We start from the raw sequence: 13,457 nt of genomic DNA, 5'->3' as shown, positions 1-13,457 counted from the left end.
TACGACACTGCCAGAATTCTCCTCCTGACGCGACGGGCTGAACTGGCCGGGACCGGGTCTACACTCAAGAGAGGTGAGCCGGGAAGTCTGGTCGGCATCGTTTTCGTCGAGCCAACCGTTGGGACTCCTTATGGCCCACAAGCCAGCGTCCGCCTCCCCGACGGCCCAGCCAGGTACAGCTACAAAGCCCGCCGCAGCCCCACGACCCGTCGCCTGGCACGCCCTCCCCACTGACGCTGCCTTCGAGGCATTGTCCTCCGGCCCGGAGGGAATCAGCTCGGCGGAGGCTGCGCGGCGGTTGGCTGAGGCCGGGCCCAATGAGCTGAGCTTTGCGGGCGCCACGCCGTGGTGGAGGGTCCTGTTGCGGCAGTTCATCAGTCCGCTGATCGGAATCCTGCTGGTCGCCGCCGTCGTCACCTTAATGCAGCAGCACTGGGTGGACTCCGGCGCCATCTTCCTGGTGCTGTCCCTCAACGCCGCCTTGGGGTTTGTCCAGGAGCGCAAAGCGGAGGCGGACGTGCGTGCGCTGCAGTCGCTCTCGACGACGTCGTGCCGGGTGCTGCGCGACGGCACCGAGCAGGTGATCGCCGGGCGCGATGTCGTCCCCGGGGATGTGGTCCTGCTGGAGAGTGGCGAACGGGTGCCCGCCGATCTGCGGCTGTTCGACGCGAACGGCCTCCAAGTGGACGAGTCGATGCTCACGGGTGAGTCCTTCGCCGCCACCAAGCACACCGGTCCACTGCCGGAGGATGTCGGCGATGCCGACAAGGCGAACGTGGCGTTCAGCGGAACGTTCGTGGGCAGTGGCCGCGGCCGGGGTGTTGTCACGGCCACCGGGGCCGGGACCGCACTGGGTGAGATCAACGCGCTCATCCAGGGACCACCGGTCAAGTCGCCGCTGCAGTTGCTCACCCACAGTCTGGAACGCCGCATCGGGATGATTGTGCTCGGCGCCCTGGTCTTCATTTTCATTGCGGGCCTGGTGCTGGGAAATGATGTCTCCACGATGTTCCGTACAGCCGTCGGGCTGGCCGTGGCCACCATCCCCGAGTCGCTGCCCATCGTCCTGACCGTGGTGCTGAGCCTCGGTGTGTCCCGGATGGCCAGGCGGAACGCGATCGTCCGCACGCTGCCCGCCGTCGAAACACTCGGCTCAACCGATGTGATCGGCTCGGACAAGACCGGGACGCTCACCGAGAACCGGCTCACCGTGGAAAGGATCTGGACCACCGCGGCGGTGCTGGATATTTCGGATGGGGAGGACGACGGCGGCTCGGCGGACCCGCCGCTGGTTCGGGCGGTGCTGCGCGCGGGTGCGCTCACGAATGAGGCCACGCTGTCGGCCGAGGACGAGGAAGACCTCGAGTATTCCGGCGACGCTGTGGACGCCGCCATGGCGAAGACCGCCGTCGCCCGCGGCGCTATCACAGAACAGGAGCGGACGGCGGAACCGGTGGCACACCAGCCGTACGAACCGCACCTGAGGTATTCGCAGACAGTCCACCGGGAGGCCGCCGGCCGCCGGACTCTCTATGTCAAAGGTTCTCCCGAGGCCCTGCTGCACGCATCTGCGGACCTGGCGGACCCGGATGGCAGCATTCCGCTGGATGCTGCCCGGATTCACGCGGCCAACGAGGAAATGGGCAGGGACGGACTCCGCGTCATCGCCACCGGTTCCCGGGTACTGCCCGACGACGAGGACGTCACCGTGCCGCTGCCGCCGCCGTCCGGCCTGACATTCCTGGGCATGGAAGGAATGACCGATCCGCCACGGGCCGGGGTGGCGGCGGCCGTAGAGAAGTGCCGGCGCGCGGGCATCAAGGTCATGATGATCACCGGCGACCACCCGGTCACCGCCGTAGCCATCGCGGAGCGGCTGGGCCTGCCAACGGAAAAGCCCGCCCTGACCGGCGCAGAGATGGCGGACCTGGACGACCACATGCTAGCCGCCCGCCTGGAACAGACCAGTGTTGCCGCCCGGGTGTCGCCGGTAGACAAGTTGAGGATTGTGGACGTCCTGAAAGGGGCGGGCAGGGTGGTGGCAGTAACGGGCGACGGCGTCAATGATGCTCCGGCGCTTAAGGCTGCGTCAATCGGCGTCGCTATGGGAAGGGCCGGAACGGACGTAGCGCGTGAGGCGGCGGACATAGTGCTAACGGATGACAACTTCGTCACCATTGTGCACGCCGTGGAAGAGGGCAGGGTCACCTTCGCGGCGATCAGGAAGACCACCTACTTCCTGCTGTCCACTGGCGCCGCGGCCCTCGTGGCGGTGACCCTAAGCGTGTTCGCGGATACGCCCCTGCTGTTCCTTCCCGTTCAGATGCTGTGGATGAACGTGGTGACCAACGGCGTGCAGGACATCGCCTTGGCCTTCGAACCGGCGGAAGGTGATGAACTCAGCCGCCCGCCCCGGCCGGCGTCGGAAGGCCTGCTGTCTCGCACGCTGTGGTTCCGTGCCGGCATCACAGGTGCCTGGATGGCGCTGGCGGTCATCCTAGCGTTCATCGTGGAACTGCATGCCGGCTACCCGGAAATCCACGCACGGACTATGGCGCTGACCATGTTCGTGATGCTGAGTTTCTTCCAGGTGTTCAGTTCACGGGCCGAGAACAAGTCCCTCTTCGAGCTCAGGCTGCTGGCCAACAAGCCACTCCTTTACACCTCCCTCGGAGCCTTGGCCCTGCACTGGGCGGTGATGAACTGGCCGGTGACCGCCGGTCTGCTGGAACTCACCCCGCTGAACGCATGGGAGTGGCTGCTGTGCGTTGCTGTGGGGTCTACTGTCTTAGTCATTGTGGAGGCCGAAAAGGCTGTCCGGCGCTGGTCCCGCCGGAACAACGCACGGCCTGCCTAACTCCCCGGGAGGATGACGCACAGTCTTGACTCTGACTCCTCGAAAGCTCCATGGCTCAGAGTGCCGGGCCGGCGGACACACCCCCACGCGGGCATTCCTAAATGATTTCTTGAATCCTGCTACGCGGGCGTCTTTGAGTCAGCGCGCGTCCTTGACCGGACGCCCATGACGGGCACAGACTGGCTATGCTCAGGGCCGAGGCGGCGCGTGAAAGGACAGAACAATGGACGCTACCAGCAGGTTCCTGATCGTGGTGGGCGTCGACGGTTCCGAGCCGTCGCTGGCCGCCTTGCAGTGGGCCGTGGACGAAGCAAAGCTGCGCGGCGGAAAGGTCCGCGTCATCACGGCCTGGCACTATCCTCCTGTGCCATCAACCGTAGAAGACAGCGGCAGTAACGACTCCTTTCATGCCGCTGAACGCCTCCAGTCCGACGCGCTGGCAGCCGTCGCTGCTGAAGGCACGGACATCACGGGAATGCTCGTTCGGGATGCCCCCGCCACCGCACTGATGGACGCCGCCAAAGACGCGGACCTGCTCATCGTGGGATCCCGGGGACACGGAGGATTCGCCGGGCTTCTACTCGGTTCAGTCTCCAGCCACGTCGCCCACCATGCCTCCTGCCCCGTCCTGATCGTCCGGCCCGGAAACCGCGCCTGATTCCTGGCGCCAGGGCAGTTCAGCTCCTGAATTCTGACGCACGCGAGTACATGGGGGAAGCGGATGGTACCGATGCTTACGCTCGCTTTTGCGGTGCTGCTCCTCTTGGGTGTCCTTATCTCCGAACGTGCCAGCCGGACGGTTCTGTCCACCGCGGTGTTGTTTCTGCTCGGCGGCTTTGTCCTGGGCCAGGGTGTACTCGGCGTTGTCCCCATAACACCCGGCAGTCCTGTCGTCGGGGTTCTGGCCCAGCTGGCTCTGTTCTCGGTCCTGTACACGGACGGCATGAAAGTGGGGCTATCCGACCTTCGGAGGGCGTGGCGCCTGCCAGGCCGGGCGCTTCTGCTCGGGCTGCCGCTGACACTTCTTGCCACCGCCCTGCTGGCCCGTTACCTGACCGGGCTCCCCTGGCTTCAGTGTTTCTTGCTCGGTGCGGTGCTCGCGCCGACCGATCCGGTGTTTGCGGCCGCCATTGTGGGGCGCAAGGAAGTGCCGGGACGCTTACGCCATCTCCTCAACGTCGAGTCAGGGCTCAATGACGGGCTCGCCCTTCCCGTGGTTCTCGTGCTGCTGGCCCTTGGTGGCGGAACGGACGTCAGCACCTGGGTTCTGGCCGAAGAAATCGCTCTGGGCCTGCTTGTTGGTGTCCTGGTCCCACTGGCAGTCATCTGGTTGGAGCGGCTTCCGTTCTTGATGGCGACGAAGGGGCTGCAACCGCTGGTGGCGGTTTCCATTGGGTTGCTGGTGCTTGCCATCTGCCTGGTGACAGGGGCCAACCTCTTCCTCGCGGCGTTCTCGGCCGGCATCACGGTCGCTACCGCGGGACCAGGCTTCCGGGAGGAATTCGAGCAGTTCGGTGAACTGGTCTCCGAACTGCTGAAGCTGGCGGCCATCCTGGTGTTTGGCGCGCTGATCACGCCAACGTTCCTCTTCGGTGAGATTGCCTGGACAGGGTGGATCTTTGCAGTCCTGGCTATTGTCGTGGCCCGCCCGCTGGCTCTGCTGGTTTCCTTCCTCGGCACACGGCTGCCCGCCAAGGAACAGCTGGCAGCCATGTGGTTCGGCCCGAAAGGATTCGCCTCTGTTGTCTACGGGCTCCTCGTTCTCGAATCAAGCGTGGAACGCTCCGATGAGCTCTTTCACCTCGTGGCACTGGTGATTGTGCTGTCGATCCTTGCCCACTCCTCGACAGACGTCCTTGTCGCCCGGCAATTCGACAGCCGCCCTCCCCCGACACCGCAGTAGACGGCCGGGGGTTCACAACTCAAGTGGCCTTGGGTCGGACCACCAGGACGGGACATGGTGCGTGGTTGATGACCTGGGTGGTGACCGAGCCCAGGTGCAAACCGGGAAATCCCCCATGCCCTCGGGAGCCAACGACCACAGGATCCGCGTCCTCGGCAGCGTCGAGTATTGCTGATGCCGGTGACTCATTCTCAACGACCTTTCCCGTGGCGGTCACGCCCTCGCCTGCAGCGGACTTCAGCGCCTCAGCCTGAATCGTGCCTGCGATCTGCTCCGGGGACTCTTCGGCGGCGATTTCACCGGCCGCCGTTTCGAGGACAGCCGGATACCAGGCCATCGGCGCTTTGTTCCAGGCTGTGATCAGGCGGAGTTGACCGTCGCGCTGTCCGGCCTCCCCCACGGCCCAGTCCAGTGCTGTTTGAGCATGTTCGGAACCGTCAAACCCCACACAATCGTGAATGCGCTGTGACTGGTCATCGGGGACTTTTGGCCTGTTCATCGTGAGCCTGTACGGTCTGTATTTCACACCGGTCTTTGACGATCTGATGGGCACATGGTGGGGACACAATCTGGTGCTTATGCACTTGTGTCCCGGCAGCGGAATACCGGTTCTTCGACGCTGGCCCCTCGCCCGTTATCGGCAGAATCCCGAACGGAAAGCACGCGGCAGAACCACCCAAATGAAGGGCAGTTCGCGGCGGGCTCTCACGGCCGAGGGGCAGGTCCGGTTTGTCCGCTGGTCCCCGGTCTGGGGGCCGGCGGCTGGCGGCGCTGGCTTCTAAGCTGAAGGATGCGGGCCGCTCCGGCGATGGCGACCAGGATGCCGCCCGCCACTGCCGCTATCAACAGCGCCATGCCCAAAGAAAGCTCTCCTGCGACGCCAAGGTAGTGCACCGTCACACGATCCTGGTTCTGCAAAATGAAAATAATGAGCAATACCAGAAGAACCAGTCCGGCACTGACGGCGACCCAAATCATCCCGGCCCGCGTCACTGCCGCGTCCCGGGCCCGGGCCGGAGAGGGTTTCCGGGGAGGGCGCTTCGGCTTGGAAGGCACGGATATTATTACCGGATGCGAGACGGGGTGCGGGCCGGTTGATGGACTCGGCGACGGGTCTACAGTCACGGTTTCATCCTCCTGAATCCGGAGTCTTCCGTTCGTGCCGGACGGATATCTCATAGGGTACTCCTTAAGCTGGCCCACGTCCTCGGCCTTGCGAAGGTCACGGGGTCCACCGTGCCTCGCAGAGTCTGTCATAAACCATCCGCGGCTGGGATACCATCCCTGTCCCGTCCCGTCCCTATACCAATGCCAGTACCAAGTACCAAGTACCAAGTACCAAGACTCGCAGCACACCCCTTACAGGGTCCATGTCCCCGACGCGGAACGCCACTCCGCCAAGAGAATCCCCGCGGGCAAAAGGGCCGCCCGAAAATGTGCCCGTAGCCTGTGCGCTGATCACGAATGCTCGCTTCATGAGGGACGCTCTACTTGGCTCCGGGGTGCCACTGCAAGCCCATCAGGAACCAGTGGGCGCCCCCAACCATGATTAGAAATCCAGTGCCGCCTAGGATCGGCAGCTGCGTGATGATTCCCGCGATGACCACCGCGAATCCGGCCAAAATGATCAAGACGCCATAGACGGTGCGGGCAGCGGCATTTGTGGGTGATCCGGACTGCAATTGGAGATCCAGCTCCGGATCCGTCGCAGCCAGATCCCTTTCAAGCTTTTCGAGCCGGCGACGCTCATCATCCGACAGCGGCACCGCCATCTCCTCACTCCCGGCTGCGCCCGAGCCGCGTCCGGCAAGGTGCGTAGGCTGAGCATTTCCTTTATTATCTGCCCGGAGGGCCACGGCCGAAAGCCTACTACCGCGGCTGTGATCCATGCAGGCCGGGAAGCTATTCGCAGGCCGCGCTTCCCGGAGTTCCGGCCATAGTGGACGCCCGGAATTGCCCGCACAGGGTCCGTGCGGCAACGAAAATCAGTGGGTTTTCATCGGGTGCCTCGGGCTAACCCAATAGCCAAGGTCCGTCGTCGTGATCCATTTTCCGACCAATCGCTGGGTTAGTCCACGCGCACTTCGCTTCAAATTCCCCGCGCAGAAAAGAGCTGCTCCGATAGAGTTGGAGCCTCTCAGGAGGTCAGCGATGACACAGGCAGGAGTTCGCACGTTCGGGTTGGTAGTCGTTCTTACTCTCTGCGCATGCACGGCGGGCGGGGAAAGCACAACACCTACGACCTCGGAGACGACATCGTCCAGCTCCCGCCCGGCGACGGAGACCCCGTGGACAGACGTGGAAACAACTGCCCCGGCACCTGCTCCTCATCCGTCATTCCTGCCTCCGGGGCCGGGTGCGGGGAAGGCCGAACTCGCCATCATGGTAAAACCGTCCGACTCGGAACCAGCGGTAAGTTACACCCTGACCTGTCAGGAAGGGGCTCCAACAAAGGAAAGCCAGCACCCTCTTGCAGTTCAGGCCTGCGAGATTTTGAAAAACAATCCCGCAGTACTCACTCCCCCGCCCCGCCGCAAAGATGAGGTCTGCACCCTGCAATACGGCGGTCCGGCGACGGCCGTCGTCACCGGAATTGTCGATAACGTGCCGGTCGACGTGTCGTTCAACCTTCGTGACGGGTGCGGAATCAGCCAGTGGAACGCGGCCCGAAGCATCCTTGCGTCCGCCGGAACCCTCTAGGCGATATAGCCAAGGCGTGCCGGCTTCCTGGCACCGGCCGCTTGTCGGACGCAACCTTGCCCGAGGAGCTCCACGCTGCCGGTCTGGCCCCTGCGCACGCATTCTGAGACCTTGTCCGGCAGAGCTATGTGCTCATGGGGGCGGATCACGGCTGTTCGTCGAACCCGCGGGCGATCACGACATTGTGGAGGATTGCGTCAGGATCGAGATGACTTCTACCAGCCCGGTCAGATGTAAGTACTGATCAGCCAGTTCTATCCCGGATTCCAGGACAATCAGGCCGTAGACGACGGAGGCGAAGCCCTTGGGCCCGCACCTTGTCATTCGGGAAGAACGCCCGCGGCCAAGGTCTGGCAGCAATGCCGGTGAATGGCATCCGAGCCGAATAATCGGACGTGCAAGGCATTTTTGTCGGGTGCCGTCGGGCGGGGATGCGCACGCCATGCGGCCGCATCCAGAGTCGTCCCTCGTGCTTCGCTAAAGCGGCGGGCAGCCAGTAGCTCGAAACTAAGGTCATGGCGATTGGATTTTAGTTACGGTGACCTCGTCTCAGCACAAGCTGCAAAAACTGGCAGCGCGGGAAAACTCGTCATCGTTTTCTGCATCACCTTCGCAGTGATGGTCGCCGAGATCAACAACTCCCTCCTGACCGGAAGCCTTGTCTCTGGCCGGCGTCGGACACCCGGACACCCGGACACAAATCTTCGCAGCCCGGTCAGGGCAGGATACTTACGGGAAAGCGCTGAGAACTCGATGAGGAGGCAAGCAGATGCAATAGGCGCAGTGCTGCGCTTCCACGCGGAGAAGGGCCTCGGCATCATCGTCCCTGATGATGGGTCAGAAGTCGTTCTCCTGCACTACACATCGATCGTCGGCGTGAAATACCGCGTCCTTCGGAGAAACTGAAAGTCCAACACGACCCAGAAAGTGGCCCGAGGCCGAGGGGACCGCTGGTGTAAAACATCCATTGGCTCTGACCTGCTCCGTTTGTCGTTTGGGCTCGTCTTTCGATTCTTGGATTTGTGATGAACCTCGCCCCCTGGTCAGCCATTATCGCCGGCGGCCCGGTTTGTTCGTCATCGCTGCTGCTTGAGGGCCGTGATCAGGCGCGGACTTGGCCTGTCACTCCCGCCCACGGCACTTCAGGAGGAGACCGGATACTTTGGTTGCAGTCACGACCGACGGAAAGGACTATTTCATGAATGAGCACTCCACAGCACAGAAGCGAAAGAAGCTATCACTGACCGGGTCCGTGGCACTCGGGACGGGGGTAATGATCGGGGCAGGGATATTCGCACTTGTCGGCCAGGTCGCCGAGTTGGCCGGGGGCTGGATGCCTTGGGCGTTCTTCGCCGGGGCCGTAGTCGTGGCTTTCAGTTCCTATTCGTACATCCGTTACTCCGCCAAGAACCCGTCCTCAGGCGGGATCGCCATGCTGCTAAAGGCAGCCTACGGACCCGGAGTGGTTGCCGGTTCCTTCTCGCTGTTCATGTATGTGTCCATGGTCTTGGCCGAGTCCTTGCTGGGCCGCACCTTCGCAACCTACCTGCTGCGCCCCTTCGGTCTGCAGGGATCGAACGTTTGGGTGCCGGTCCTGGCAGTGGCCGCGATCGCAGCCGCTGCCCTTGTCAACCTGGTGGGCAACCCGTGGGTAGAGGGCTCCGCCACGGTGACGGCGGCGATCAAGATCGTCGGGATTGCAGTGCTGGCCATCGCCGGCATCCTCGCGGCCGGCGTGTCGTCCCTCGGCCGGCTGTTCACGGCAGCGGACCGCACCCCGCCGGACCAGGGCTGGCTGGGCTACATGGCCGGGGTCACGCTGTGCATCCTGGCGTACAAGGGCTTCACCACGATCACCAACCAGGGCGCTGATCTGCGCAACCCAGAGCGCAACATCGGGCGGTCGATCATGATTGCCATCGGCCTGTGTACAGCGCTCTACCTGCTAATCACCGTAGCGGTCACCGGCAGCCTCACGGTCAACCAGATCGTCGGGGCCCGGGACTATGCCCTGGCCGAGGCCGCCGTGCCAACCTTCGGCTCCTGGGGTGTGATACTCACCGTGGTGATCGCCGTGGTCGCCACGCTTTCAGGCTTGGTAGCCAGCCTGTTCTCCGTCTCTAAGCTCTATGACATGCTCCGGGACATGGGGCAGGCTCCCGGACTGCCCTGGCAGGTGGGCCGCCAGTCGCTGTACATCACCGCGGGTCTGGCCATGGTGATGGCCGCGTTTTTCGACCTGTCCCGGATCGCTTCCCTCGGCGCGATCCTGTACCTGGCCATGGACATCGTCATCCACATCGGTGTGATCCGCCACCTAAGACGTGAAATCGAGGCCAAGGCCTGGATCCCTTGGACTGCCATCGTGCTTGATACCGCTGTGCTGGCGCCCTTCGTGCTCGTGAAGTCCCAGTCGGATCCACTTACCGTGTTGATCACTATTTTCGTGGGCGCAGTGATCAGCATCACCCAGTGGTTCGTGGTGCGCCACCGACGTCGCCATGGCCCACCCGCACAGTAAGCTCCCACCCAGCCTCCCCCTGGTTCCTGCCCGAGTCGTGCTGCCTTCGCTGACGGTTGCAAAGACGGCTACGGAAAGGCGTCGAGAAGCACCTGGATCACGTAGGAAAGGATGCTGGTAACGGTGATGCGTGCGCCCGTGCGGCGGGACAACGCATAAAACGCCAAGCCGGTCGCCTCCAGGGCGCTGCCGCCGGACCCGGGCCTTGTCCTGCGTCTGCCATGGACCGTTTGGGCCAGGGCGGCCCGGATACCTTTGAGGGCTGATTCGTTCCCTAACTTCTTCTTGGGGATCACGCTCTTGCTCCCGCTGGTTTCCAGCACCGCTTGGAAGATCGACGGATCCGGTGGAAGGCACCGGCTGCACACCCCGGAACCGCTGAGGCGGTTCCGGCGCAGAAGGGCATCCCGAAGCTCCCTGAACACGACCAGAGTTCTTCGACGTTGAAGGTTTTGCGCTGATGCCACGTACAGGGGACCGTTCTTGACAGTACGCTGAGTATTTCCGGTCCATTTAACTTCAACCCAACACGGGCGGAGGACAGTTAACACGAAAAGCCTGTCAGCGTCGAATCTTTCCCATGAGAGCAGGAACAATGACTGAAGCACTTGTGAAGCCGGTGAATCGTTCCCGATGACGTGGCGTGGTGCTTACTGGATGGACGCTTTACGGACTCAGCTGTGGCCTGTTCCGACGTTGGCGGTTGCCCTGGCTGTGATCCTGGGGACGGTGTTGCCGGCGCTGGACGCTGCAGTTGACGGCCAGCTGCCCGAAAGCGTCGCGGTTTTTCTCTTCAGTGGAGGACCGGAAGCGGCCAGGTCCGTCCTGCAGGCGATCTCTGGCTCCCTCATCACTGTGACGTCCCTGACTTTCTCACTCACCGTTGTCACGCTGCAGCTGGCCAGCAGCCAGTTCTCCCCGCGGCTGCTGCGGACCTTTAGCTCCGACCGGTTTGTCCACGGCACGCTGGCCCTCTTTCTGGCTGCCTTCGCCTTTGCGTTGACAGTCCTTCGCAGCGTTCGCGGCGAAAGTGACGGAACCCGTCTGTTTGTACCTGAAATATCCGTCACCGTCGCATTCGTGCTCGCGATAGCAAGTGTCATCGGACTGGTGTTGTTCCTGGCACACCTCACCCGGGAGATCCGTGTGGAAACCATGATGCGCAGGGTTAACGTGGAAACCCAGGAGACCATCGACAGGGTATTTCCTGGGGCACGCCCCGTGCCGGGACCGGGGCCAGATCCTGTGTCCGAAACATTCCTCATCAACTCCACCAGCTCGGGGTTCCTGAACACCTTTGACAAGGACGGCCTGATGCAGGCCGCGGAAAATTCCGGCGCCCTGATTCGGATAGACCGGGAACCTGGCAGCTCCCTCGTGGAGGGTGTTCCGTTCGCAACCGCCTGGCCCGCCGAACCGGGAACAGCACTCACTCCGGCAGTCATCGAAAAGCTGACTGACGACGTCAACGCTGCTGTGTCCACCGGGTTTGAACGCACGAATGTCCAGGACGTAGGCTTCGGATTCCGCCAGCTGGTCGATGTGGCCGTGCGTGCGCTGTCCCCGGGCATCAACGACCCGACCACTGCGGTCCACGTCATTGGGCACCTTTCCGTCCTCCTGTGCCGGCTGGCGGAAAGAAACCCCGGGCCCGACCACTTCACCGACAAAGACGGGCGGGTGAGAGTGGTGGTTTCGCTTCCAAAGCTCAAGGACTTACTCGATATGGCGATGAACCAGCCCAGACAATACGGAGCGTCAGACCCTGTCGTCGCAGGACGCCTCCTGGCGCTGCTCCAAGAGCTCACCTGGTGCGACCGTAAGAACCAGTACCGGTCGGAGATACTGGACCACCTGGACCGCATGCGTAGCGCCATCGTCGCCGCCGATTATTCGCCGGCAGAACGACGAAGCCTGCTGGAACAGGCAGACTCCATGGACCCTTTTCCGGGAAAGGATCTGCACCCAGGAACCAAGGAGAACCAATGAGGCACACGGCCTAACAGGGCAGCGAACAGAAAACGTTAGTCGAACCAGATAAAGCCGTGCACCAGCAGGGACAGGGTGACTCCTACCCCCTAAGTCGACGGCCAAAAGTAATACATATGTGATCATCCGAACGACTACCCGAGGCTAGGCTGGTCGTATGGTATCCACCAGGAAGCGGGAATGGCCGCGCTGAGTTGGTCTTCGCTAGGAATGCTTCGTTGTCCCGTTTCGGTACGAAGCGTTTTCGTGTGGCTCCTTCTGGCCCTCCTCTTCGCGGGAGCCGCTTCATACACTCAAGGCAGCCGGTACGCAATCGTTCCCGGTCACGGCCCGGTCCAGTCAAGAGGCGTGGAGGAAGTGCCGCCTCAGGCGGTAACCCCAGCCAGTACTCCCGGCACTGCAGCATCCGCTTCGCAGGCTATCAGCGTTGTCGAGGCCGTCCCGTCCATGGAGCCTGAGGCCCTAGCGAAGGACTGCTGCCAGCGGCGCCAGGCACCGCGCAGTGAACCGGCCCCTTTGAAAACTAGCGCGGTGGACCCACCGGTTTTGACCCACCGGCAGCCCGGTGACGGAATTCTTTCCAGCGTCGTACCTCCGGAACCGGATCTGTCGGCGCTTACGGTTGTCAGGCTTTCCATCAGCAGGACGTAGAAACGATTCGCCGTTTCATTCATTAAGACCTGCTGTTTAGACATGGAAAGAGAATCCAATGACATATGTACAGTCCATGCTGGACGCCTACCCCAAGGATTTGGGCAGCGTCGATAAGACTAAGCTCGTCGAATGCATCCAGGCGTGCTTCGACTGCGCCCAAACTTGCACCGCGTGCGCCGACGCCTGTCTGAGTGAAGATATGGTCGCCGAGCTCACTAAGTGCATCCGCGCCAACCTTGACTGCGTAGACATCTGCGCGTCGACCGGAAAGATCCTCTCCCGCCACGGCAGTTACGACGCCGAAATCACCCGTGCAGTGCTGGTTGCTTGCCGGGCCGCCTGCAAGATTTGCGCCGATGAATGCGGGCAGCATGCTTCCATGCACCGCCACTGCGAGGTGTGCGCTGAAGCCTGCCGGCGGTGTGAGCAAGCCTGCACCGAACTCCTCGCGTCGCTGAGCAGGAACGAACGATGATGACACATCCACAGACATCCCGGACCGCTCGGCGTGCACGGCACAACGAACAGCCAAGGGGCGAAGTACGCGGAGGACCCTCAGGTGATCCGCAATTGCACCGGATGCTGGCCTCACACATTCACTGCGGCGAGCCCATGCAACTGTTAAGTGTGAACCAATCGCTGCCGAATGAGGGGTACGCAGGAAGGAACGGCCGCGACCTGCTGACCTACAAGTGCGCGTGTGGGTTTAGTTTCGATCAACAGCCGGACTGACCCGGCCGGCGTGCGGCCGGCGAGGTTGCACGACGCTCCCGCTCTGACGCCGACGGCGATCGTGAGGACGAAATCGACTATCCGTGCGCCAAGCGGCGTAA

The 13,457-nt window shown here is 62.7% G+C and carries 12 protein-coding genes; 8 read left to right on the top strand and 4 right to left on the bottom strand.

Going from position 1 to position 13,457, the window contains the following annotated elements:
- Positions 1–130 precede the first annotated feature (130 nt).
- The 3 genes from ARTH_RS08855 to ARTH_RS08845 all read left to right on the top strand — a co-directional run bounded on the left by ARTH_RS08855 (position 131) and on the right by ARTH_RS08845 (position 4,760).
- Positions 131–2,857, top strand: a complete 2,727-nt coding sequence (locus ARTH_RS08855) for a cation-translocating P-type ATPase (RefSeq protein WP_011691601.1) — start codon at positions 131–133, stop codon at positions 2,855–2,857.
- A gap of 223 nt (positions 2,858–3,080) precedes the next feature.
- A complete protein-coding gene (locus ARTH_RS08850; RefSeq protein ID WP_011691600.1) occupies positions 3,081–3,515 on the top strand; it encodes a universal stress protein in 435 nt (144 codons plus the stop codon).
- 72 nt (positions 3,516–3,587) lie between these two features.
- Positions 3,588–4,760 (top strand): cation:proton antiporter domain-containing protein, encoded by a 1,173-nt coding sequence (locus tag ARTH_RS08845; protein WP_156810646.1) that lies wholly within the window; start codon positions 3,588–3,590, stop codon positions 4,758–4,760.
- Between the two features lie 19 nt (positions 4,761–4,779).
- Here the strand turns inward: ARTH_RS08845 and ARTH_RS08840 are convergent, their stop codons facing one another.
- From ARTH_RS08840 to ARTH_RS08830, 3 genes are all read right to left on the bottom strand, one after another.
- Positions 4,780–5,259 (bottom strand): universal stress protein, encoded by a 480-nt coding sequence (locus tag ARTH_RS08840; protein WP_011691598.1) that lies wholly within the window; start codon positions 5,257–5,259, stop codon positions 4,780–4,782.
- A gap of 206 nt (positions 5,260–5,465) precedes the next feature.
- The gene (locus ARTH_RS23480; RefSeq protein ID WP_332248823.1) at positions 5,466–5,738 is read right to left on the bottom strand and encodes a LapA family protein; all 273 of its coding nucleotides are present in this window, start codon (positions 5,736–5,738) and stop codon (positions 5,466–5,468) included.
- 509 nt (positions 5,739–6,247) lie between these two features.
- Positions 6,248–6,532, bottom strand: coding sequence for a DUF3040 domain-containing protein (locus tag ARTH_RS08830; RefSeq protein WP_232223608.1), 285 nt, complete (start codon positions 6,530–6,532; stop codon positions 6,248–6,250).
- Positions 6,533–7,253: 721 nt separating this feature from the next.
- On the opposite strand from ARTH_RS08830, the gene ARTH_RS24225 reads away from it, so the two are divergent.
- The 3 genes from ARTH_RS24225 (at position 7,254) to ARTH_RS08820 (ending at position 9,981) form a co-directional block, all read left to right on the top strand.
- Complete coding sequence (locus tag ARTH_RS24225) at positions 7,254–7,460, top strand: hypothetical protein (RefSeq protein ID WP_232223607.1); 207 nt, start codon at positions 7,254–7,256, stop codon at positions 7,458–7,460.
- A gap of 522 nt (positions 7,461–7,982) precedes the next feature.
- Entirely contained in the window at positions 7,983–8,366 is a 384-nt protein-coding gene (locus ARTH_RS24400) for a cold shock domain-containing protein (protein WP_269534795.1), read from the top strand.
- Between the two features lie 292 nt (positions 8,367–8,658).
- Positions 8,659–9,981: an APC family permease gene (locus tag ARTH_RS08820; RefSeq protein WP_043430576.1), complete on the top strand. Its 1,323-nt coding sequence runs from the start codon at positions 8,659–8,661 to the stop codon at positions 9,979–9,981.
- A 68-nt stretch (positions 9,982–10,049) separates the two neighbouring features.
- Here the strand turns inward: ARTH_RS08820 and ARTH_RS08815 are convergent, their stop codons facing one another.
- Complete coding sequence (locus ARTH_RS08815; protein WP_156810644.1) at positions 10,050–10,304, bottom strand: hypothetical protein; 255 nt, start codon at positions 10,302–10,304, stop codon at positions 10,050–10,052.
- 334 nt (positions 10,305–10,638) lie between these two features.
- Between ARTH_RS08815 and ARTH_RS08810 the strand changes: the two genes are divergently transcribed.
- Together ARTH_RS08810 and ARTH_RS08805 are read left to right on the top strand one after the other, a co-directional pair.
- Entirely contained in the window at positions 10,639–11,970 is a 1,332-nt protein-coding gene (locus ARTH_RS08810) for a DUF2254 domain-containing protein (RefSeq protein ID WP_232223606.1), read from the top strand.
- Positions 11,971–12,679: 709 nt separating this feature from the next.
- Positions 12,680–13,099: a four-helix bundle copper-binding protein gene (locus ARTH_RS08805; RefSeq protein ID WP_011691589.1), complete on the top strand. Its 420-nt coding sequence runs from the start codon at positions 12,680–12,682 to the stop codon at positions 13,097–13,099.
- The last annotated feature ends 358 nt before the right edge of the window (positions 13,100–13,457 follow it).

This window comes from Arthrobacter sp. FB24 (assembly GCF_000196235.1).
Lineage (GTDB): Bacteria > Actinomycetota > Actinomycetes > Actinomycetales > Micrococcaceae > Arthrobacter.
The sequence above is the reverse complement of the archived record's forward strand: the minus strand, read 5'-3'. Positions and strand labels throughout refer to the sequence as shown.